Origin of the sequence: Hallella colorans (assembly GCF_003096815.1) — a bacterium.
Classification (GTDB): domain Bacteria; phylum Bacteroidota; class Bacteroidia; order Bacteroidales; family Bacteroidaceae; genus Prevotella; species Prevotella colorans.
In genome coordinates this window covers 25,574-49,050 of the sequence record NZ_QENY01000011.1, presented here as the reverse complement: position 1 = coordinate 49,050, position 23,477 = coordinate 25,574, and the positions used below count along the sequence as shown (strand labels likewise).

Annotated in this window: 18 protein-coding genes and 1 tRNA gene; 7 read left to right on the top strand and 12 right to left on the bottom strand. The window is 50.2% G+C overall.

Annotated features, from left to right (window positions below):
- Positions 1–26 precede the first annotated feature (26 nt).
- A complete protein-coding gene (locus C7379_RS06855) occupies positions 27–623 on the bottom strand; it encodes an IMP cyclohydrolase (protein ID WP_116616653.1) in 597 nt (198 codons plus the stop codon).
- Between the two features lie 478 nt (positions 624–1,101).
- On the bottom strand, positions 1,102–3,153 hold the full coding sequence (gene uvrB, locus C7379_RS06850; RefSeq protein ID WP_116616619.1) for an excinuclease ABC subunit UvrB: 2,052 nt from the start codon (positions 3,151–3,153) through the stop codon (positions 1,102–1,104).
- Positions 3,154–3,267: 114 nt separating this feature from the next.
- On the opposite strand from uvrB, the gene C7379_RS06845 reads away from it, so the two are divergent.
- The 5 genes from C7379_RS06845 (at position 3,268) to C7379_RS06825 (ending at position 7,534) form a co-directional block, all read left to right on the top strand.
- The gene (locus C7379_RS06845) at positions 3,268–4,101 is read left to right on the top strand and encodes an outer membrane protein assembly factor BamD (RefSeq protein WP_116616618.1); all 834 of its coding nucleotides are present in this window, start codon (positions 3,268–3,270) and stop codon (positions 4,099–4,101) included.
- 61 nt (positions 4,102–4,162) lie between these two features.
- A complete protein-coding gene (locus tag C7379_RS06840; protein ID WP_116616617.1) occupies positions 4,163–4,483 on the top strand; it encodes a DNA-directed RNA polymerase subunit omega in 321 nt (106 codons plus the stop codon).
- Between the two features lie 20 nt (positions 4,484–4,503).
- The gene (locus C7379_RS06835) at positions 4,504–4,953 is read left to right on the top strand and encodes a DUF4293 domain-containing protein (RefSeq protein WP_116616616.1); all 450 of its coding nucleotides are present in this window, start codon (positions 4,504–4,506) and stop codon (positions 4,951–4,953) included.
- Positions 4,954–5,243: 290 nt separating this feature from the next.
- Positions 5,244–6,548 carry a leucine-rich repeat domain-containing protein gene (locus C7379_RS06830; RefSeq protein WP_133241881.1) on the top strand — a complete coding sequence of 435 codons (1,305 nt, stop codon included), beginning with the start codon at positions 5,244–5,246 and terminating at the stop codon, positions 6,546–6,548.
- A 26-nt stretch (positions 6,549–6,574) separates the two neighbouring features.
- On the top strand, positions 6,575–7,534 hold the full coding sequence (locus tag C7379_RS06825; RefSeq protein ID WP_116616614.1) for a C10 family peptidase: 960 nt from the start codon (positions 6,575–6,577) through the stop codon (positions 7,532–7,534).
- Between the two features lie 117 nt (positions 7,535–7,651).
- Here C7379_RS06825 and C7379_RS06820 read toward each other — a convergent pair whose 3' ends face one another.
- The 6 genes from C7379_RS06820 to C7379_RS06795 form a co-directional block, all read right to left on the bottom strand.
- A complete protein-coding gene (locus C7379_RS06820; protein ID WP_116616613.1) occupies positions 7,652–8,527 on the bottom strand; it encodes a T9SS C-terminal target domain-containing protein in 876 nt (291 codons plus the stop codon).
- Positions 8,528–8,584: 57 nt separating this feature from the next.
- Entirely contained in the window at positions 8,585–10,330 is a 1,746-nt protein-coding gene (locus C7379_RS06815; RefSeq protein ID WP_116616612.1) for a RagB/SusD family nutrient uptake outer membrane protein, read from the bottom strand.
- A 43-nt stretch (positions 10,331–10,373) separates the two neighbouring features.
- On the bottom strand, positions 10,374–13,457 hold the full coding sequence (locus C7379_RS06810; RefSeq protein WP_116616611.1) for a SusC/RagA family TonB-linked outer membrane protein: 3,084 nt from the start codon (positions 13,455–13,457) through the stop codon (positions 10,374–10,376).
- A gap of 413 nt (positions 13,458–13,870) precedes the next feature.
- On the bottom strand, positions 13,871–14,656 hold the full coding sequence (locus C7379_RS06805; RefSeq protein WP_116616610.1) for a hypothetical protein: 786 nt from the start codon (positions 14,654–14,656) through the stop codon (positions 13,871–13,873).
- Positions 14,657–14,900: 244 nt separating this feature from the next.
- Positions 14,901–18,506: a pyruvate:ferredoxin (flavodoxin) oxidoreductase gene (nifJ, locus tag C7379_RS06800; protein WP_116616609.1), complete on the bottom strand. Its 3,606-nt coding sequence runs from the start codon at positions 18,504–18,506 to the stop codon at positions 14,901–14,903.
- Between the two features lie 113 nt (positions 18,507–18,619).
- Positions 18,620–19,807, bottom strand: a complete 1,188-nt coding sequence (locus tag C7379_RS06795; protein WP_116616608.1) for an ATP-binding protein — start codon at positions 19,805–19,807, stop codon at positions 18,620–18,622.
- 254 nt (positions 19,808–20,061) lie between these two features.
- Between C7379_RS06795 and C7379_RS06790 the strand changes: the two genes are divergently transcribed.
- Together C7379_RS06790 and C7379_RS06785 are read left to right on the top strand one after the other, a co-directional pair.
- A complete protein-coding gene (locus C7379_RS06790) occupies positions 20,062–21,138 on the top strand; it encodes a hypothetical protein (protein WP_133241880.1) in 1,077 nt (358 codons plus the stop codon).
- A 209-nt stretch (positions 21,139–21,347) separates the two neighbouring features.
- On the top strand, positions 21,348–22,223 hold the full coding sequence (locus C7379_RS06785) for a sigma-70 family RNA polymerase sigma factor (RefSeq protein WP_116616606.1): 876 nt from the start codon (positions 21,348–21,350) through the stop codon (positions 22,221–22,223).
- 132 nt (positions 22,224–22,355) lie between these two features.
- Here the strand turns inward: C7379_RS06785 and C7379_RS12720 are convergent, their stop codons facing one another.
- From C7379_RS12720 to C7379_RS06770, 4 genes are all read right to left on the bottom strand, one after another.
- Positions 22,356–22,496, bottom strand: a complete 141-nt coding sequence (locus tag C7379_RS12720) for a hypothetical protein (protein WP_165815039.1) — start codon at positions 22,494–22,496, stop codon at positions 22,356–22,358.
- A 78-nt stretch (positions 22,497–22,574) separates the two neighbouring features.
- A tRNA-Tyr gene (locus tag C7379_RS06780) sits at positions 22,575–22,657 on the bottom strand.
- A 104-nt stretch (positions 22,658–22,761) separates the two neighbouring features.
- A complete protein-coding gene (locus tag C7379_RS06775) occupies positions 22,762–23,043 on the bottom strand; it encodes a hypothetical protein (RefSeq protein WP_116616605.1) in 282 nt (93 codons plus the stop codon).
- A gap of 55 nt (positions 23,044–23,098) precedes the next feature.
- Positions 23,099–23,344 carry a hypothetical protein gene (locus C7379_RS06770; protein ID WP_116616604.1) on the bottom strand — a complete coding sequence of 82 codons (246 nt, stop codon included), beginning with the start codon at positions 23,342–23,344 and terminating at the stop codon, positions 23,099–23,101.
- Between the last annotated feature and the right edge of the window lie 133 nt (positions 23,345–23,477).

Here is a 23,477-nt window from a genome sequence, read left to right as displayed (position 1 = left end):
ACCAAATTTTGTCGCTTTTGCAAGCATTACTTGCCCTCAAACCATTGGTGTATGGCGGTGTCGTAATGGCTGCTCACACCAAAGGCTCGCTCCGCGAACATCTTGCGCTCATCCCTTGTTGTCTTGGCGCCGTTTTTCTTAAGTATGTCTAACAGTATGCCATACTCTGCCTTGCTTGGCACGATGACCACGTCGTTGAAGTTTTTAGCGCCGGCGCGTATGAGCGAAATGCCGCCGATATCAATTTTCTCTATAATGTCCTGCTCGACCGCACCTTCGGCTACTGTCTGCTCGAAGGGATAGAGATCGACGATGACAAGGTCTATGGCGGGAATGTCATACGATGCCATCTGCTCCTTGTCGCTGTCGTTGTCGCGGCGCGCGAGAATGCCTCCAAAAATCTTGGGGTGCAGCGTTTTCACTCTTCCGCCTAATATGGACGGATAGGTTGTCACTTCCTCCACCTTTTGGCAATCGTATCCTAAACCCTCTATGAAAGCCTGTGTGCCGCCCGTGCTCAGAAATTTAACGCCTTCTTCGTTTAGCTTGGCTAACAGTTCTTCCAATCCGTCTTTGTGGAATACTGACACCAATGCTGTCTTGATTTTTTTTGTCTCAGCCATAAAATAACGTGCGTTAATAAATATAAGTTGCAACTTAAGTGCTGCAAAGTTACTAATTTTTTAGCAATGCTGATGTCGTTTATACATAATTTATGGCATGTAGTCTTAAAAAATAACAAATCTCCACCCTTGGCTCGTGCTCTTTTGGTGATATTGGTCTATTGTGGCTCCACATTGGACGATATGTGTTCGAGCTTATGAAAATATCAAACAAATCACCAGTCAAACCTCGCATATTTAGAGATGGGGGCTCTTTCGCTCGCAAATATGCGGAATTTGAGTGGTGATTATAACTTTCTGTCATGTGGCGTTCTTTGACGACAAAGCCGTTGTTGCCGCCTGCCCTTCATTTTTACGACTTGCCATTAACACCTGTTCGCATGAGGATTAGGCTTAAAACACAGTGCTGTTAGAGCCTAAGCGCATTGCCTTCGTGGCCGGTTCTCCTTTCCCTGAAATTGCTTGTAAGGCTTCCAACTCATTCTTTGTTGGCCGAGTCTCTCAATTCCAACTGTGCCTCCAAGCGCACTATCTCGTCGCGATATTGGGCCGCTTGGATGAAGTCCAAGTCCTTGGCCGCCTGCTCCATCAGTCGCTTGGTGTTGGCTATGCTTCTCTCTATCTCGGGCCTTGTCATCTTCAGCACGATTGGGTCTGCCGCAAAGGCGGCTCCGTCGGGCTCGAAGTAAGGCTGCTGGTATCCGGCGGCAGTTGGCTTGGCGCGCTCCTCTCCGTTGGCTGTGGGTAGGATACCCTTAATATCCTTCACGATTTGTTTCGGCGTGATGCCGTGGTCGGCGTTATATTTCATCTGCACGCTTCGCCGACGGGCCGTCTCCTCGATGGTGCGCCGCATGCTCTCGGTTATGTTGTCGGCGTACATGATGACTTTCCCACTCACGTTTCGGGCGGCGCGGCCAGCCGTCTGCGTGAGACTTCGGTGGCTGCGCAAGAAGCCCTCCTTGTCCGCGTCGAGTATGGCCACCAACGACACCTCGGGGAGATCCAGCCCCTCGCGTAACAAGTTCACGCCCACGAGCACGTCGAAGAGTCCGGCTCGCAGGTCGTTCATGATTTGCACGCGGTCCAAGGTGGCCACGTCGCTGTGTATGTAGTTGGCCCGAACGTCGTGGTTTAGCAGATACTCGGTGAGCTCCTCGGCCATACGCTTGGTCAGCGTGGTTACCAGCACGCGCTCGTTTCGGGCTGTGCGGTCCACTATCTCGTTGAGCAAGTCGTCTATCTGGTTCTCAGAAGGGCGCACGTCTATCTCTGGGTCCAGCAGCCCAGTGGGCCTGATGAGTTGCTCCACCACCACGCCCTCGGCCTCTTGCAACTCGTAGTTGGCGGGTGTGGCCGACACGTAGATGACCTGCTTGGCCATCTCCCGGAACTCCTCGAAGCGTAGCGGGCGGTTGTCGAAGGCAGCCGGCAGGCGAAAACCATATTCCACCAAGTTCTGCTTGCGGGCGCGGTCGCCGCCGTACATGGCGTTGATTTGTGGCACGCTGACGTGGCTCTCGTCTATGACGATGAGATAATCCTTTGGGAAAAAGTCTAAAAGGCAGTAGGGGCGCTGGCCCGGTTGCCGGCCGTCGAAATAGCGCGAGTAGTTCTCTATGCCCGAGCAGTGGCCCAGCTCCTTGATCATCTCCATGTCATATTCCACTCGTTCCTTGATACGTTGCGCCTTAATGCCATCTCCCATCTCGTTGAAATAAGCCACTTGGTCCACCAAGTCGTCCTGTATTTGGCGTATGGCCCTGTCGGTTTGGGCTTGCGTGGTGACGAAGAGATTGGCCGGATAGATGTGGTATTCCTCAAAACTCTGTATGCGTCGCATGGTCTCGGGGTCGGCCTCCTCGATGGTGTCAATCTCGTCATCCCACCATGTGACGCGCAATATGTGGTCGCTATAGGCCATGGCAACGCTCACGGTGTCGCCCTTGACGGAGAAAAAACCGCGCTGCAGGTCGATGTCGTTGCGCGTGTAGAGGGCTGCCACCAACCGGCGCAAAAACTCGTCGCGGCGCAATCGCTGCCCTCGCTTGATGCTGATGACGCTCTCTTTCATGGCCACGGGTCCGCCCATGCCATATATGCACGACACCGATGACACCACCACCACGTCGTTTCGCCCCGAGAGCAGGTCGCTCACGGCGCCCAATCGCAGTTTGTCTATCTCGTCGTTGATAGCGAGGTCTTTCTCGATATATACGTCTGTGGTAGGCAAGTAGGCCTCGGGCTGGTAATAATCGTAATAAGAGACATAATAGTCCACGGCGTTATCGGGAAAAAATCCTTTCATCTCCTCGTAGAGTTGGGCCGCCAATGTCTTGTTGTGGCTAAGCACGAGGGTGGGTTTGTTCACGTTGGCGATGACGTTGGCCACGGTGAAAGTCTTGCCCGAGCCGGTCACGCCCAGCAGCACTTGCGCCAGATCGCCGCGCAGCACGCCGTTGGTGAGCTGCTCGATGGCTTGTGGCTGGTCGCCAGTGGGCTTGTATTTTGATGTGAGTTTGAAATCCATGTGATACAAAATTAGTCATTTTACTTTGTATAAACGTTTTTTTTGCGAAAAATAACAATCGCTTCTTTGTGAATCAATTAATTATGTGTATTTTTGCAAGTCAAAAGATTTGATATGAAAAAAATCGTTTGGATGCTGGTAGCCGCAACTCTGCTCTTGAGCGGTTGTGCCAAAGAGTTCAATCAAGTATATAAGTCGCAAGACTACCGTTACAAGTATGAGTATGCCAAGGAGTGCTTTGCCAAGGGCAAGTATAACCGTGCCGCATTGTTGTTGCAGGAGTTGATCGTGCAAGAAAAGGGCACCTCTGATGCGCAGGAGAGCTTGTATTTGTTGGGTTTGGCCCAATATATGGACAAAAGTTATGAGACGGCCGCAGAGGTGTTTGGTCGCTATGTCAAGTCGTACCCACGTGGGGTGTATGCGGAGATGGCCAAGTTTTATGTTGGTGAGAGTCTTTACATGTGCACGCCCGAGTCGCGTTTGGATCAAAGTCAGACCATCAGGGCTATTACAGCGTTTCAAGAATACCTTGATATTTATCCCGAAGCGCGACTTAAAGATAAAGCGCAGCATAGACTGTTTAAGTTGCAAGACAAGTTGGTGGAGAAAGAATTGTACTCTGCCCGATTGTACTACGACCTTGGATCCTATTTTGGCAATTGCAGTTTTGGCGGCAACAACTACGAGGCTTGCATTGTAACGGCGCAAAACGCACTCAAAGATTACCCTTACTCCTCGCGTCGGGAAGATTTTGCCTCGTTGGTGATGAAGAGCAAGTTTGAGTTGGCCGAGCAAAGTGTTGAGGCCAAGAAGTTGGAGCGTTACCAAGACGCAGAAGACGAATGCTATGGGTTTATCAACGAATATCCTGACTCTAAGTTGCGCAATGAAGCTGAGCGGTATATTCAAAAATGCAAGAAAGTGACGGCTACTGTCAAAGATTGACGATTGGCCTGTGTGCGATGTGGATAACAACAGATAAAAACTAAATATCAATTATTATATAATGGATTACAAAAAATCAAACGCTCCAGTTAACACCGTGACCCGTAATGTCATGGATCTTTGTGAAGAGACTGGAAACATTTATGAGAGTGTGGCCATCATTGGCAAGCGCGCCAATCAGATAGCTGTGGAAATCAAGCAAGACTTGAGCAAGAAGTTGGCGGAGTTTGCTTCGTACAACGATTCGCTCGAGGAGGTGTTTGAGAATCGCGAGCAGATAGAGATTAGCCGCTACTACGAAAAATTGCCTAAGCCCACGATGTTGGCCACTCAAGAGTTTATAGAGGGAAATATCTATTACAGAGACACCTCGAAAGGATAATGCTATAGGAGGCCATGTAAATGATACAGCGTAAGCAAACCATATACCTGCTTTTGGCCTTGATGGCACTTATCGCTTGCCTATGTTTGCCTATCGGCGAGATAGAGCCTAAAGGCATGGGTCTGTCGATGGTATGGTATAACCTTGGTCTCTATACGGACGGCACGTTTCGCGCCTACCCTTTACCATTCGTTGATTTGGTGGTGACGGGTGTGTTGGCATTTGTCACTATTTTTCTGTATAAGCGGCGTAAGACGCAAGCAAAGCTCTGCGCCGTGAGTATGGTGTTGTGCTTCGCATGGTATGTGTATTACGCATTTTGTGCGCTCAACGAGTTTCAAACGGGCGGCACTTTTCACGTGTCGTTTGCTGCTTGCTTGCCATTTGTGACGGTGGTGTTGCTCGCCTTGGCTCGTCGTGGCATCTTGGCAGACGAGAAATTGGTGCGGTCGATGGACAGAATAAGATAAGAAAACATTTGGATGGGACGATCGGCTTGCGTCTTTGGACGCTGCTTTTAGATGGTCCTAATAATATAAGGAGGGAATTTCTGATGCGCAGAAATTCCCTCCTCCTGTTTTGAGAACGTTTATGTTGGTTAAAACTGAAATTAAAGGTGATAAACGGGAGTTTATGTTTGAAAATGTTTTTTTTATTGTTTGTATTGTCAATAAAAATATATATATTTGCAACTATCAAAGCATTATGCTTGAAAGAACGCTTAATAACTTTTTTTACAAACACCATTAACATTATTTTTATGAAGAAATTTTACTCATTATTCATTCTTTTTGCGTTGGTAGTGTCTGCGAACGCACAACAGCAAGAACCGGTCATCACGTTGACTTACACCGCGGATGGTACAGAGCACGAGCTCGATTTTGGCAGTGCCGTAGCCGAGGAAAATATCGTCTCCATCGATTGGGGCGACGGAACTATTGTGGAGGCTGCCAAGCTCGTAGGTGTGTATGACAATTATGACGTTAAGGCCAAGGCCGTAACAGGCACTCCCAAAGGCGAGGGCAAGGTGAAAATATACGCCACCAAGCCACTCAACGATTTTGAGTGCACCTCCAACGTGAAAGGAACTGGCGTCACGGCGCTCGACGTGAGCAAGGCCACCGAGTTGGTATGGCTATACGCCAACGGCAACAAACTGACGGAGCTGGATTTGAGCCAGAACACCAAACTCAACGATGTGGACCTGAGCAACAACTTGCTCACATCTGTTAAGTTGCCATCATCGGTGACAAAACTTAATTTGCAAAACAACAAGTTGAATGGTTTTGACGCTTCCGCGCTCACAAATCTGACCAAGCTCATGCTTACCCAAAACAAGATTGTGAACCTTGATCTGAGCCATAACACCAAACTGAGAGATATTTACGCATTGAATTGTGAGATGGAAACACTCAATTTGGGCAACAATACCACGGCTGGCCTCTATGTTAGCGTCAACAACAACAACCTCAAGACATTGGATTTGACTGCCAACACAGGCTTGAAGACCGGCCGACTGTTTGCCATGAACAACCGTTTGACGGAGTTGAAATACACCGAGATAAAAACGGCCAACATCTCAAACAACTATTTCACGCTTGCCACGCTGCCCACGAAGAATATCAAGACGCTTTTTTACGCGCCGCAAGAAAAGTTGCAAATAGACGAGACCAGCAAGAAAACTGTAGACCTCTCAGCCCAGAGCAGCGTTGATGGCGAGGCCACCAAGTTCACTTGGCACAAGAAAGATGGCACCGCGCTTGTGGCGGGTACCGACTATACGGAGGCCAACGGCGTGTTTACGTTCGTCGCTGACCATCCCGAGGGCGTTTACTGCGAGATGACTAACGCCAAGTTGCCTAAATTCAGTGGCAAGAATGCGTTTACCACCACGCTGACCAAAGTGACCGGGACAGTAGGCATCAATGCCGCGAGCGTTGTAAGCGAAGGCAAGGTTGATATCTTTACGCTTGATGGCAAGCGTGTGGCCGCCGAATGGCAAACCCTGACACCGGGTGTGTACGTGGTGCGCCAAGGTGGCAAAACAATGAAGGTGGTCAAGTAAGCTAAAAGTATTTTAAACTACGACAGATGAGAAGATACGCTCTGTGCGTGGCCACGCTGTTGCTCGCCGCCTTGACGGCGGCAGCGCAACTGGTGGCTCCCAACCCTTCGCGGCATAAGCCTTCGGTGGCGCCGCTGCTAAAAACGACATGGGCGCAAGGCAAGCCTTTCAATGAGCAATGCCCCACAAAGAAAGACAAAGACGGCGTGGAGCGTCATTGTCCGGTGGGCTGCGTCGCCTTGGCTTTGGCCCAAATCATGAAGTATTACAACTATCCTGAGATGGGGCAGGGCTCCAAGACTTACAAGCCACTGTTTGGTGGCGGCGAGCTTTCGGCCAATTTTGGTGAGACAAAGTATCTTTGGGATAAGATGCGCGACAATTATTTTTCTTTGGCAAGTTACCGAAACTACTCCGACGATGAGGCCGATGCGGTGTCGACGCTCTGTTTTCACGTTGGCGTGTCGGTGGGCATGATGTACCAATTGTCAGGCAGCTCGGCCTTTGCCTATGGCAATATCCCTCGTGATATGGTGGAGAATTTCCGTTATGACGGTGAGAAGATACGCTATCTGAAACGTGCGGACTACACCAAGGAGCAATGGATGGATCTCATTTTCACCGAGCTGTCCGAGGGACGTCCTGTCTTCTATTCGGGCAACAGTCCCGCGCAGGGTGGCCACGCTTGGGTGGTGGATGGCTACAACGCCATGGGCGAAGTGCACATCAACTGGGGATGGCGCGGAAAAAGCGATGACTATTTCGACATAGACTTGTCCATGGGCGAGAATAACTACTCGCAACAGCAGTCGATGGTGATAGGTATCATGCCGCCCAAAAACAGTATGGGCTTGAACACTACAACGTCTCCACGACGTGTCAAAGCCATTTATGGATTGGATGGGCGCGTTTTGCCCCGAATGCGAAAGGGTGTAAATATTGTGAAGTACATGGATGGCACCACGCGAAAGGTAGTGGTGCGATAATTACTGAAGATTTTTTCGCGGTGCATGTCGTATGTGTCACCCAGCGTTAATGACAATCCCCGGCCCACGCCTTATGCGGTGTGTGTCGGGGATTGTTCGATGGCGTTTGATGGTGGATTACCTCACGACCACCTTACGGTTGCCTTTGTTCGTGGTCACGATATAGAGACCCGGTTGGAGCGCGGCTTTGTTGTCCATACGACGGCCGTCAATTTTATAGACGGCTTGTGGAGCATGGCCGTTTGGCAGCCATGCGTGGCGATCTATTCCCAATGTTTGCTCTTTCGGGGTCGTCACCTTGATGCCGTGTATGTACACGGTGTCGCGCGTGGAACTTTGAAACCAAACGTACACCGGTTTGTCACCGGCAATGGTTATATTGTCGTTATTGTTGAGTTTTTCGATACCATCCCAATTGTTGATACCCTTGGGCATGGTATTGAAAACCGAGACATATTTGGCGGAAATCACGTGCCATCCCTCATCGGTATCCATCGGTGTCTCGTTGTTACTCGTTTTTGTCATGTCCGCGTTAGCGTTGTTCGTGGCCACAATACGGGCAGTCATCTTGCTGTTGGACGAATAGCAGATGGCGTAAGTGGCGCATGATGGCAAGCACACCACGAAACCGCCACCATTGACTAACGCAAAACCCTTGGCTGGTTGCAGTACCAAAGCTCCTGTGCGGCAGCCCGCTGAGCCAGTCTCGCCGTCAGTGCCCGCTCCCTGAATGTTGGCATCTGCCTCGGTAGGTGGATAGTCGGGCTGCTGATTGGCGTACACCATTTGTATCACTTTACCTTTGGGGTCCACCCGGTAGTCATCCTCGTTGATAAGGCCTACATATTTTTCTATCTTCTCTTCTGAGTCGAGCCATAGCCATCCATCAGCGTCCACGTCCGACTTGGGGAACAGGTTGTAGGTGGTTTGAGCCGATGCGCCGATGGGCAGCAAGGCCAAGAGTGCTAAGCATAGCGTTATTTTTTTCTTCATAATCTATTGTTTTTTGTATGTTATGAATAATTGTTTAAAACTTGTTGATGGCATCGTTTACACCTCGCTCCATTCAGGATTTTGTGCTATGTGGTGGTATTTGATTTCACTCCATGGGATGGGCAGGTAATATTGCATGCTTTGAAATTTGCGCACGCGACCCGGGAAACGGTTGCAGTTTTCCACTTTGTATTTTGTTTTGCCACCTTTTACGGTGATAACCATTTTCTTGAGCGGTGTCTGCTTGCCGTTAAGACGCTCTTCGGCGATGCCCCACCTGAACAGGTCCCAATAGGTGGTTTCCTCGAAAGCCAATTCCACGCGCCGCTCGTTCACGATGCGTTGCCATGTGATGTGGCTGTGTTGGTCCATGTGCGCGCGCTGCCTGATGGCGTTGACCATCTTCAACGCCGTGCCCTCGTCGCCAAGTCGGTAACACACCTCGGCATAGTCGAGCATGGCCTCGGCCAATCGCCAGATGATGTAATTTTGTTTGCTGGCATAGGTGTCGTTATAATCTATGGTTTGGTCCTCGTCCACGAACTTGCCCAAATAGTAGCCCGTGCGGGTTGCCGCGGCCGACTCTGAGGTGCCGTAGGGCTTGAGGTCCACGCCCTTTTTGCCGTCGGTGGTGGCCACGTCAATCTTTTTGCCGCGGAACATGGCGCCATTGTACACGATGTTGGCGTAGAAACGGTAATCCCGGTTGGCGTAGGGGTTGGCGCGATCATAGGTGGCTCCCGCTCGCATGCCGTATTCGTCCACGTGGTTTTGGGTGGGCGTGTAGGCGGCTACGGTGCCTGTCGCCGATGGTGGGGCGGCGTCGCGGTCGAGCTTGTGCCCGAAGTTGGTGGCGTAGTTGCCGTCATCGGCGTGTTGCAACTCAAGGATAGACTCCTGCGAGTTCTTGGTCAAGAAAATCTTGCGGTAGGCTTTCGCGATGTCCTCCTCGGTGTTGGCGTCGATGGGCACGAGCGACACGGCGTTGAGAGCCAGCAGTTGCTCGTAGACCTGTTTGGCCTTTTGGAGCATTGCCTTGCTTTGGTCGTCCTTGAACCCGAGATATTCTTGCGTCTTGTTTTGGTACACGGGGCTTGACGCCCACAGGTAGGTTTTGGCCTTGAGCATGAGCGCGGCCACCTTGGTCACGCGCCCCGCTTGCGTCTTTTCGTGTTTCTCGGGGAGCGATTCGGCAGCCTTGTCAGCCTCTGCCACGATAAAATCCACCATCTGCCGGTAGCTTGCGCGTGGGAATTGTTCCGGGTGGTTGAGCGGATCGAAAGGATGGTCTATGAGCAACACGCCGCCAAACTGCCGCCAGAGCATGTAATAATAATAGCCACGAAAGAAATGGGCCTCGCCCTCTATGCGCTTGCGCCGCTCCGCGTTGGTCACCTTGTCTGCGTTGGCAAGGAATGAATTGATGTATTGCAGTTGGCTGTAGTCCTTGGTCCATAGGCTTTTGGCCCAGTTTGTGATGGTCTCTTGGTTGCCTTGGAGAATGTCGCCATAGCCCGCGTTGAGCCAATCGGCTTTGCCCACGGAGAGCTGATCGGTGAACCATGGCATGTAATAGCGCGACATGCCCTTTAGCAAGGCATTGGAGGGAACCAATGTCTTGAAGCCGTCGCTCATGTTGCGATACCAGCCGTTGACGTATTCGTCTAACAGTTGGTTGTTTTGCCACACCTTGTTGTCTGATATTTTGTCGTTTGGCGCGTCGTCAAAGAGATTGTCGCAGGCTGTCAAAGAGATTGCGATGGTGGCGAGTGCGGTGTAAAACTTATATTTGAAGCTAAACATTTGATATGCTATTGTGATTGTGTGAAAATTAAGTATGGCTTTTTTAGAAGCCAAGGCTCAGCGTTATGCCATAGGTTTTTTGTACGGGATAGCCTCGCAAAGACTCTGGGTCCATGTTCTTCAGATTGGTAATCGTGAAGATATTGCTGCCCTGCAATGCCACGCTGGCCGAGCTTATCTTTAGCTTGCGAACCAAAGTGGACGGCAATTGATAGCCCAAGCTGAGCAGTTTGAGGCGCATGAAATTGCAATCGCTAATCCAGAACGTGGATTGACGTCGATTGTTGTCGTTCTTGGTGGCGAACTTGATTCGTGGATAGCGTGCGTTGGGGTTGTCGGGTGTCCACGTGTCGGTGAGGTGGTATTTTTGAAATTTCTGTAACGTTCCGTTGTCGAGCGTGTACAGCTCGCTGATGTTCTGCTTGTATCCCCATTCGCCTTGGAACATGGCGTTGATGAAAAATCCCTTGTATTGCAGGTTGACGCGAAGCCCCATGTCGAGGTCCGGACGTGAGGAGTTTCTTACATAAACACGGTCGTTGGCATCGATTTTGTGGTCGCCGTTTTGGTCCACGTATTTGATGTCGCCGGGTGCGAGCGTCGCGTTGCCCATGCCATCTTGGTCTACGCCATACGATTCTATTTCCTCTTGGCTCTTGAAAAGTCCGTCTGCTTGGTACATGGTCCATACCATGCTGCTCCGTCCCTTACGTCTGAGGTTGGGGAGCTGTGTCGACTCGTCGCCGAAATCAATGTATTTGTCGTTGTTTTTGGCCAAGGTGATCGCCAAGCTGTATTTCAGTTTGCCGATGGTGTTGCGGTGGTTGAGCGTCAAGTCCCATCCCCACGCTTTCAATTTGCTGAAGTTCTTGTTGGGCACCATGCCGTCCACGCCAGTCGATGGTGGGTATAGATAGTCTGGCACGGCTGTGATTTTGTCAGTCTCGTAGCGCAGGTAGTACTCGAACGACAGCCCAAATCGTCCACCCCAAAAACCCAAGTCGGCCGCCACGTTGTAGTCGTGACTCTTGCCCCAAGTGAGGAAGATATTTGGATTGCTTGACATCATCAGTCCGGGCGTGAAGTTTCCGCCGACGTTGTAGCCGCTGTTGACGGTCTCTGTGTACGTGCGCAGGTATGAGTAAGCGCCCACAAGACCGTCGTTGCCGAGCCATCCTGTAGAGGCTCTGAGCTTGGCGTTGGATAGGATGCCTTGTTTCCAATTGCGGAAAAACTCTTCATTGGAGATGACCCAAGCCGCTGACATTGACGGGAAGAAACCCCATCGGCGGTCAGGGTGAAAGTTGTTGCTGCCGTCAAGACGGAAGCTGAACTCGTAAAAATACTTGTTCGCGAAGCCATATTTGGCGCGGCCAATGAGCGAGGCGCGCTGGTTGTAAATCTCATTGCCGTTCAGTCTGGCTTTTTGTGCTGTGCCGATAACCTCCGGGTAGACGCTTTTGTCGAGGTTTATACCATTCATATAATGTGTGTGCGTGCGCTGGTAGTTGGCCACTAACATTCCTTCCACGTCGTGTTTCTCGACGAATGTGCGGTTGAAGTTGACGCCCGCCTCGTACAGTTGGCTGTCAAAGAAAAAGTCGTCCTGCCCCTGTGTGGCTTTGGCCGTGGGGTAAACGGTCTTGGAATCAACATCGTAACTCCCTTTGTCAGCGTCGTAGGTGTAGAGCGTCACGGGGTTGTCGACGGTGGATTTGACACGCTTGTTATCGTCAAACACGCCTCTGACGTAAGCCGTGAGCCCTTTAAGCCATGATGCCGTGTAGTTGAGGTTCACGGCAATGGAACTCATGCTGCCATTGTCCTTGATATATCCACCCAATCCTTGGACGCTAATCAGGGGATTGGTGCCGTCGATACTCGCCAACATGCCATTGTCGAAACGCGCCACTTGCAGCGGCGAGAAGGCGTAAGCGTTGTCTATGGTGAAATAACTGCTGTTCTTGGCGCGTGTTTTTGAACCGTCAAACGAAACCGACAGAGCCAACCCGCGCGCCACGTTTACATCTATCTTGGCCATGTAGTTGAGGCGTTTGCGACCTACGCCGCTATACAACCCCTTGCTGTCAGCATAACCAAATGAGAGATAATAGCTCATGGTCTTGCCCCCGCCGTTGGCCGATACGCTGTGCGAGGTGCTCCATCCCGTGTTGTTGAGATAGCTCATGTAGTCCTCGTTGCCATAAACGTTGGGGTTGGAGTGGTTCCTTATTTGTTCGAGTTGCTCGTTGGTAAACGGTTTGATGGTGGTGGCGGGTGAGTTCTCCACGGCCCTGTTCCTGAGCAACGCGAACTGGTATGCGTCCAAGAATTGTGGCATTTGGGTGGCCATCACCATGTTGTATTGTCCGCGATAGTTCACACGGTTTTTTCTGTCCCCATTGGCTCCCTTGGTCTTGACCAATATCACGCCGTTGGCCGCGCGCGCTCCATAGACGGCGGCCGCTGCCGCGTCCTTGAGAATGGATATGCTCTCTATGTCGTCAGGGTTGAGGTCTGAGAGCCTCGTCTCGCCATCCGAGGTGTTGGTTCCAAACCTTGGCACGCCGTCAATGACCAACAATGGCGCGGCGTTAATGCCCCGAATGCTCATGTTGCTCTCCTTGGCCGAGCTTGGGTCGCCCGTGGCTTGCATCACTTGCAAGCCCGCCACCTGTCCGGTCAGGGCTTTGTCTATGTTAACGGTGGGCATCATCAGCAACTCGTCTTGCTTGATAGTCTCCACGGAGCCAGTGAGAGCCGATTTTTTTTGTATGCCGTAGCCCACCACGACCAACTCGTCTAAGTTTTGTGCGTCGTCGTCCATGATGACGTTTATGGCTTGCTGGGCGTTTTTCACAGTGATGGTTTTAGACTTGTAGCCTATGTATGACACCACGATGGAGCGCCCTCCTTGTATTTGTGGAATGTGGAAATTTCCGTCCGCGTCGGTCACCGTGACCGTCTTGGTGTCTTTCCACCTGACCTGCGCGCCCACCAATGGCTCACCACCCGCATCTACGATCCGCCCCGAGAGTGTCGGTTGATTGGTGTTTGGCTGTTGGGCATATGATACAAACGGCAGTAAGATCATTGCCACTAAAAGTATGTAATGATTGATTTTCATTATTTTTTGATATTGTTACTTGAATATTGTGCTATATTTTCAGTGTATAATAGAGCGTGTGTAAATTATCGTTTGCAAATTTAAACAATTAGTTTGAGAAATGTTTGTTTTGTGCTTCTGTATTTAATATTTTCTAACGCGCTTGTGTGTTTTTTGAGTTTGTCTAATGGCCACGGCATAATTATTTTCTCATCGAGCAATTTGTATGTGTATAATATTAAATCAACCTTGCCTGATTTCGTTTGGTTCATCATGCAAAGGGTAAGTAAACTCGGTCATGTAGTTTGCTATATTCTACGGTTTACTTTCACTTTGAATTTTAAACGTTTTTGAAATCAGTCAAGGTTGATTTAATGATGCTCACTTTATCAGGAATATTACATCCTGCTTACGGCATGTATTTTATCAGTATTTTATAGTCCTAAGCCTTTCTTGGCTTTAGCAGCGGCGTTGTCAATGGCTTTTCCAGCCTCTGCTTTGGCTTTTTCGCCAGCTTTGTTAGCCTTTTGTTTGGCTTCGTCTACTTTTTGCTCCATTTGTTTGGCAGCGTCGTTGGCCTTGCGCTTAGCGTCATCGGTCACTTTGTTGGCGGCTTCGTCTACAGCTTCTTTAGCATTCTGGATGGCATTGCCTGCTGTCTCTGTTGCCACAGCGGCGGGCATGCTTTTGATGGCTTCGGCAGCTTCTTCTGCGCTAACGCCAGCGCCAGCGGCCTTGCGAACGCCATCTGAGGCTAAGTTCACTATATCATTAGACACTGCATTTTTTGCTTCTTCAAGCGTTGTGGCAGTGGCTGTTGGCAAATTGTTAATATTTGTAAGCAGATTGTTGATAGTGGCATTGTTTGGCGCAAGTTTTTTTATTTTCTCAACGTTTTGATTAACAAAGTTCTTGATCAAAGCGCCATAGGTCTTTGCATTCTCAAGTTGTCCAGCATTGACAAAAGCCTTATAAGTGGCGGCAATGTTTGCCAGGGCGGTGGGAAGAGCCTCTGTGTTATTGGTGTTCAACACATTGGTCAGTTCTTTGGTGACAGCGTCCATACTTTCCCTTGCTTCTGCGGAGAGGGTAGAAGCATCGACAACCTCTGTCTCATTGGTATTGCCAGCTGGCGCATTGGCATTGTTTTTAGCTTTGTTTCCACACCCTGTCAGGGTTAATGCAGTTACTGCAATAATCGAAAAAAATAGTTTTTTCATCTTCTTTTTTATTTTAGTTAAACACAAAAAGCATGTTATTTAGTAACATCCCATATATTTTTGTCGTTTAAAGGTAATGAAATATTATCAGAAACGGTTCTTTTTTTTATACGATTTAACCTTTTGTTTGTATTGATATAATTTTTTTTTATTTGCTTCTATCACGTTGTCTATTTAAGTTTATAAAATAAGTCCGAGGCTTGGGGGCCCCGGACTTATTTATATAAATAGGTAAGAAGAGTCGTTATGCTTCTTCACTCCAATCTTCTTTGGTTTTGCGCACGTATGATTGATAGCGCAATTTAGCCATTTTCTCGGCGGCATCGAAGAGTTCCTCGGCCTCGTGTGGGTAGGCTTTAGCCACTGATGAGTAGCGTACCTCACCCATAAGGAACTCGTGGAAATTCTCCCACTTAGGCTCCTTGCTGTCAAGCTGGAATGGGTTTTTGCCCTCCTCAGCCAACAGTGGGTTGTAACGCCACAAGTGCCAATATCCACATTCCACAGCCAGTGCTTCCTCGCGCTGAGAAGTGCCCATGTTGCGTTTCATGTTCTTGGTGCCTTTAATGCCGTGGTTGATACATGGCGCATAAGCTATAATGAGTGACGGGCCTGGATAAGCCTCAGCCTCACGAATAGCTTTCAGCGTTTGGGCGTTGTCTGCGCCCATGGCAATCTGTGCCACGTAGATGTAACCGTATGTGGTCTGCATGAGTCCAAGATCTTTCTTACGAATACGCTTGCCCGAAGCTGCGAACTGTGCGATGGCGCCTAATGGTGTAGCTTTGGACGACTGTCCGCCGGTGTTGGAGTACACCTCGGTGTCGAGCACGAGAATGTTCACGTCCTCGCCCGTGGCCAACACGTGGTCAAGACCACCGTAACCAATATCATAAGAAGCACCGTCGCCACCGATAATCCACTGGCTACGTTTCACCAAATAGTGGTCGAGCGTCTTCAGTTCTTCTGCGATGGCGCATCCGCTCTCGGCCTCTTTCGCGATGAGAGGTTTCAATTCTGCGGCTGCTTCCTTGGAGGCATCGGCGTCGTCTTTATTCTCAATCCACTTCTGGGCAGCGGCCTTAAAGGCTTCTGATGTGCCCTCGTTGGCCATTTTCTCGTTCAAGAGCACCATGATACGCTCTTTCATCTTCTTGTTTCCAAGTACCATACCCAATCCAAACTCGCAGAAATCCTCAAACAACGAGTTGTTCCAAGCTGGTCCATGACCCTCGGGATTGGTGGTGTAAGGAGTTGAAGGAATAGAAGCGGAGTAAATAGAAGAGCATCCTGTGGCGTTGGCTACCATCTCACGGTCACCAAAAAGTTGTGAGATGAGCTTCACGTAAGGAGTCTCACCGCATCCTGCGCATGCTCCAGAGAATTCAAACAACGGTGTGGCGAACTGTGAGTTCTTGGGCGATTGTTTGATGTCTACCAAGTGTTGCTTAGAAGATACGTTCTTAATCATGTACTCCCAGTTTTTGGCTTCTTGTTGCATCTCGTCAGAATCCACATTGAATGGGATCATCTTAAGAGCCTTCTCCACCTCGCCAGTTTCTCTGTTCTTTTTGTCAGGACAAACGTCGGCACAGTTGCCACAACCCAAGCAGTCCATGACAGCCACCTGTATGCGGAACTGCATGCCCTTGAGCTGTTTTGGAGCGTTCACGTCAATGGTCGTCAAGTCGCAATCTTTTGCCTCGTTCTCGTCAAGAACAAATGGGCGAATGGTAGCGTGTGGGCAAGAATAAGCACACTTGTTACATTGAATACAATTTTCGGGATGCCACTCTGGCACGATGGCTTCTACGCCACGCTTCTCATAAGCGGATGTGCCGTTTTGCCAAGTACCGTCCACGGTGCCATGCTTCACGAAGTCTGAAACCTTCAGCAAGTCGCCAGCCTGCGCGTTGATGGGGCGTACGAGTTCTTTGATGAAAGCCGGCTCGTTGGCGTTCTTGTCCTCGTCGTCTGGTAGATTGGCCCATGCTGGGTCTACCTCCAGCTGTTTGTACTCGTCTCCGCGATCCACGGCAGCATAGTTCTTGTTAACGACATCCTCACCCTTCTTGCCGTAAGACTTCACGATGAAAGCTTTCATCTGCTCCACGGCGAGGTCGATTGGTATCACCTTTGTAATGCGGAAGAATGCCGATTGCAGGATGGTGTTGGTGCGATTGCCCAATCCAATCTCGCGGCCTATCTTCGTTGCGTTGATATAATAGATGGTGATATTGTGCTTGGCGAAATAACGTTTCACCTTGTTAGGTATAAAATCAACCAATTCTTGACCCTCAAAAATGGTGTTGAGCAAGAAAGTGCCATTATCGCGAAGACCACGGGTCACATCGTACATGTGCAGGTAAACCTGTACGTGGCAAGCCACAAAGTTAGGTGTGTTCACCAAGTAGGTGGAGCGAATGGGCTCGTCGCCGAAGCGGAGGTGAGAACAAGTGAAACCGCCCGACTTCTTGGAGTCGTATGCGAAATATGCTTGGCAATATTTGTCGGTGTTGTTACCAATGATTTGTACGGAGTTCTTGTTGGCTCCTACCGTACCGTCAGATCCCAGACCGAAGAACTTAGCCTCAAACATCGTGTCGCCACCCATTGGTATTTCAGGCACCTCTGGCAGCGAAGTGAAGGTCACGTCGTCCACGATTCCTACGGTGAAATGGTTCTTGGGCTCGGGCATCTCAAGGTTGTTGAATACGCCGATGATGTGAGCAGGCGTGGTGTCACGTGAGCCCAATCCATAGCGTCCACCTACGATGAGCGGTTTGCGTGGGTCGTCGTAGAGCGCGGATTTCACGTCGAGATACAGAGGCTCTCCCTCTGCGCCCGGCTCTTTGGTGCGGTCCAAGACGGCGATACGCTTCACGCTGTCGGGTATGGCCTTGCGAATGGCCTCCACCGAGAATGGGCGATAGAGGTGTACGGACACCATGCCCACTTTCTTGCCTTGTTTCGCCAAGTAATCGATGGCCTCACGAGCGGCTTCCGTGGCCGATCCCATGAGCACGATGATATTCTCGGCATCCTTGGCGCCATAGTAATTGAAGAGGTGGTATTCGCGACCGGTGATAGCGGAAATCTTGGCTAAGTATTCCTCCACCACTTCGGGTACGCGGTTGTAATACTCGTTGGAAGCCTCGCGATGAGTGAAGAATGTCTCTGGGTTCTCAGCAGTGCCGCGTGTTACAGGGTGCGCGGGTGTGAGCGCGCGGTCACGGAATTTCTTCAGAGCGTCGCGGTCAATGAGTTTTTCCAAGTCTTCTTGGTCAATGGCCTCAATCTTGTGATATTCGTGCGATGTGCGGAAACCGTCAAAGAAATTGACGAAAGGTACCGATGTCTTGAGTGTGGCCAAGTGGGGAACGGCTGTAAGGTCCATCACTTCTTGCACTGAGCCAGAGCAAAACATGGCGAAGCCTGTCTGTCTGCACGCCATTACGTCTTGGTGATCTCCGAAGATACATAGGGCGTGACTAGCGAGCGTGCGGGCCGATACGTCGAAGACGCAAGGAAGCAACTCACCGGCAATCTTGTACATGTTTGGTATCATCAGCAGCAAACCCTGCGATGCTGTAAATGTCGTGGTTAGCGCACCAGCTTGCAAAGATCCGTGCACCGCACCTGCGGCACCACCCTCCGACTGCATTTCCTGTACGGCTACCGTTTGGCCGAAAATGTTCTTGCGTCCTCTTGCGGACCATTCGTCTACGTGCTCAGCCATGGTAGAAGATGGCGTGATGGGGTAAATCGCGGCCACCTCGCTGAACATATAGCTCACGTGGGCTGCTGCGGTATTACCGTCACAAGTCATAAATTTCTTTTCTTTTGCCATTTTAAAATAGATAATAAAGTTTATAATGTTGTTGTAATGTTAAAAATTGGCTTATCCTGTCCATGTGGTTTCCACTTGGCGTCGCCATGATTGAACGCTATGCCGAGATTGCCTTAGTACAAAAAACCGAACAGCCACAATGGTATATGGTTGGCGTGTCCTATCTCGGTATTGTATGGTGCGTATATGGTTTCATCGTTAAAACGCTGTTTGGCTTTGGCGTGTGCGTCGCAAACGCGAAAGTGCAGGTTTCCGTCAATGGTGTAACTGTGCGCGCAGTTTCCTTCGTTCACCTTGTGATCTTTCCATAAGCTGTTCACAAAGAATGTCTCCATGACATCTTGTGGCTGTACCGTTATGGGATATATGGCGTACATCAAGTTGGGATTGTGCAACATGACCTTTGATGGTTTTTTCGGAAACTTTTTCCCTTGGGCGTAGATCATGTTTATCAAGCGAGCGTCTGCGAGATATTTTATATAGTTCATCACGGTGGCCCGACTGGTGTCTATCTGTTCGGCCAGCTTGCTGATGTTGGGTGAGTGGATGCCCTCCACGGCCAACAGGTAGAACAGTTTTTTTATCTTGTTGAGGTATTTCAGGTCTATTTGTTTGATGAGCAGAATGTCCACCTCGGTAGTCATGTTCATGGTTTTGAGCAGGTTTTCAGAGAAATTGCTTTGCTCCATGAACAAAGGGTAGAAACCATGATGCAGATAGTCTTGAAAATATGTCGTTGGGCTCACGTGTGGCAATATGCTTTTTTCGATGCGCTCATGGTCGTGCAGTATGTCGTATAGTGAAAAAGGGGTGAAATTTTGTCCCGACTTCAGGTTGACAAACTCTCTGAACGACAAGCCTCGCAGGTTGTAGCTCTTCACGATGCCATTCAGCTCAGGATTCTCTTCTTTTAGTCTCATCACGCTTGAGCCAGTAAACACAATGTTGAGATTGGGAAACTCGTTGTAGCATTTGCGAAGCTCGGCACTCCAGTGGGGCTGTTTGAACACTTGGTCAATGAGTAATGTTCTGCCACCTTGCGCCACGAAATCGCGCGCGAAGTCGGCTATCCCCACTCCCTGAAAGTAAAAATTATTCATGTTTACATACAGGCACCTGCGATCGTCCTTGCCAAACTTTTCTTTGGCATATTGTAGCAGGAAAGTAGTTTTGCCTACGCCCCGCGTCCCTTTGATGCCTATCATGCGGTCTCCCCAATCTATCTCGTCCATCAAGGTGCGACGAACGGGAGCATTGGTGTGCTCTACAAGATAAGTGTGGGTGCGATAAAAAGCTTCCATCTACAGTGTACTTGTTTTACTGTCTTTGACATATGCAAAGATACTCATTTATTTTATATTTGCAAACTACACATTGCAAAACTTTCTATTTTTATCATTTTTTATATCCACATTTGTTTTATCCCTATGTGTACGCAGGGGTGTCTTTTTGTTATCATCTCACTATGCCTTGTCGCTTAATGGCGTTTTTAGTGGTCATTCGTATGTTTTTTGTTGAAAAAATAGTTATTTTTGCGCATTATTCCGTCGTTAAGATGACAATTCATATTTTCAATCCCGAACACGATATTGCATTAGCTGTGGGGTGTGCCCGTTTCACGGCTCCTCGCGCCGGACGGTGGTTGCGTCGCGACTTGGACTTCTTGCCATCGCTTTGGGCCAAGCGTGGTGATGTAGTGTTGGTGGAAAGTCCCGCGGACGCGCACCGAAAGTTAAGGGCGCTTGCGCTTGACACCGACGCTCGCCTGCTCGACAAGCGCGCGTTATCGGCTCTGATGAGAGCGCATTCGGGGCAGCCTGTTCATGTGTCGCCATGGGGATGGGACGCGGCCATACGCCAAGAGCTTTTGGATTGCGGTGTGCCTGCGGATAGTTTGCCCTCAGCCGACCAGATAGCTCGTGTGCGTACCATGAGCCATCGCGCTTGGGCGGCCCAACATTTGTTGCCCACGCTGACCCGTCAAATGGGCACGGTTGGGCAAGCGCGTCTCGCCACGTGCTTGGAGGAGGTGTCTGCCATGTGCCGCACGCACCGCGACCTCATGTTGAAAGCGCCGTGGAGCAGCAGCGGCCGAGGCGTGCGACGTATGCGCTGCCATGATGGTCATGACGATTTTGCCGTCGCCAGTCCTTTGCTCAATTGGGCTAAGCATGTCATCGAGCGACAGGGTGGGGTGATGGTGGAACCTTGGTACGACAAGGTAGTCGACTTCGGTATGGAGTTCGCCCATCGTGATGGAGTAGGCGTTATGTTCGAGGGGTTGTCGGTGTTTCAAACAGTCAATGGGGCGTATATGGGCAATGTGGTTGACACAGAGGAGGCCAAAGGTGATTTTTTGGCTCAATACGTCAGTTCGTCGCTGCTTGCGAGGGTGCGGCAGACTGTTTGCGCGGTTATGGAACCCCTGCTCGATGGCACGTGTTGCGAGCGTTTCGGCGTGGACATGATGGTTGTGAGAACCGAGAGCGGCCTAAGGCTGCATCCCTGTGTGGAACTCAATTTGCGCACCACGATGGGGCATGTGGCACTCGCGTTAGCCCAACTGCGAAGGCCTTTGCCCGCCGTCATGCGAGTGGCTTACGAACGCTCGTACCATCTTGAGTTGTCATAGAGTTTGGCGCCACATCTTGTCGTTCTCGTCTTGCCATCCTATCGAGTCGATATGTTGGCACGCTCCTTGTTTTGAAACGCATCTTACAATCTTAATATAATTGCCCATTAGGGCGTATTTTCTTCAATATCTTTTGTTCGTTTAATATTTATTTGTACTTTTGTCACTACATCTATAAAAGACTAACCCACCTTTACAACTTGTAAGAAATGAGGCAACTGAAGATATCCAAGAACATTACCACTCGCAATAGTGAGTCTCTTGACCGTTATCTCTCGGAGATAGCGCGCGAGCCTATGCTTACCCCTGACGAGGAGGCTGCGTTGGCGCAAGCCATTCATAAGGGAGGCCCCGAGGGAGACCGGGCGCGTGATCGATTGGTCAATGCCAACCTGCGGTTTGTCGTTTCGGTAGCCAAGCAGTATCAGCACCAAGGCATCTCGCTCATAGACCTTATCAACGAGGGCAACATGGGGTTGGTCAAGGCTGCCGAGAAGTTTGACGAGACGCGGGGTTTCAAATTTATCTCTTATGCTGTTTGGTGGATTAGGCAGAGCATCATGGAGGCCTTGGCTGTGAAAAGTCGCATTGTGCGCATGCCGCTCAATCAGGTGGGCATCTCTGGCAAGGTAAACAGGGTGACCGAACAGTTCTTGCAAGAGCACGGCCGCATGCCATCGCTGCACGAATTGGCAGAGCTGATTGATGTGGATGAGGCGCAGATACGCACGGCCGTCAGTGCCAACACGCATACCACAAGCATTGACGCCCCTTTTGGAGATGACGATGACGGGTCTATGGCCGACATGTTATTGTCAGACGATAACGACCTGAAGTCAGACAGTTCGCTCGAAAAGGAATCGATGGTGCAGTTTGTCAACGACTTGCTGCGAGAGGTGCTCAGTGATCGTGAGCAAAAGATTGTCAGAGAATCTTTTGGCATCGGCGTGATGGAAAAAAGCCTTGAGGAGATAGCCACCGATATGGGAATGACGCGCGAGCGTATCCGCCAGTTGCGCGAGAAAGCCATTCGCAAGATACGTTTCAGTAAGTATGCCAACACACTGCGCCAATATTTGGGATAAGCGGCCATAAGAAGGCGTGCCCTCTCTGTCCTTTACCTTGCCCATCACCCATAGCGACAGCCCCCTTGACAACCACAGATGGTTGTCAAGGGGGCTGTCGCTTATTCGTCGTGAGACCCTTGCGCTCTCGGTCTAAATCTCATTGCTGGACCGTCGTCTGCCATTCTTGCGGCCGTGTTTACGTCGGTAAAAGTCTATCCATGTCTTTGCTGCGAGCCACACCATGATAATAGTGAGCAGCGCAAAGACCGCTATCAGTATGTATAAATTCATGTTGGGGAGATGTTGGGATAGCCGTCTCGCTCGTGTTGCCCATTTCGGTCATGGCGCGCGGCTTTCTCGTTTCGGATGTGGGTGGTGATGGATTCGAACCACCGTAGGCAAGAGCCAGCAGATTTACAGTCTGCCCCATTTGGCCACTCTGGTAACCACCCAGTTGCTTTTAAAATTTGAAAGCGAGTGCAAAGATAATGTCTTTCAAGCGAAAAAGCGAAGGAACGCACGATGTTTTACATTTTTTAAGTGTTCGCATCGTGGTTTACGCTTCCTGTCGCCCGGAGTCTCGCGTCGTCTTTTTGCGTTTCTGCCACCATGCCTTGATGCCCTTGGCACCCACGATGGTGATGCCGCAGTATTGGCACGTCTTGGCCATCCCGAACAGTGCCACCCACAATGCGCCTTTGGCGGCGGTGGGGATGGGCAACGCCATCTGCGCGAACGACAATATATAAAAAGGTATGCACATCGCGAGCACAGTCACGCCTGTGCGATATGACAGTCGGCCCAGCCGCGCTTTGATGTTGCTCGCAATCGTCCTCATGGTTTTCTTGGTGTAATGTGTCAAGGTGGTTTGGTGTTTGTCGTTGACTTGTTGCTCACAGCATGCTCTCCAGCCGTTCCACGGCTTGCGCGAGGTCGCGGCCGAACGTGGCGTGGGTGAGCAGGTACTCACGGTGCCCGTCGGACAGCAGCGCGTACAGCTCGGCACTCATTTGTTGCACGTACATGTCTATGGCATACTCTATCTCGTCTCTCTGCGTGGGGTCTGTGGCCCGCGAGTACACGCGCTCTTTCTGGTGAAAGAATGCGTAAGCCTGCTCTATGCTGTCTTTGCTAATCATATCCTATGCCTCATCGCGCGCATCGTCACAATGTACCGCCGGTGCGGGCGTGGCCCGTCGCCTTGCGCTTTGGTATGCTCGTACGCGCGGCCTTTTTGGTTGTCAATGCGCAAAATTATACAAAAAAAGTGAG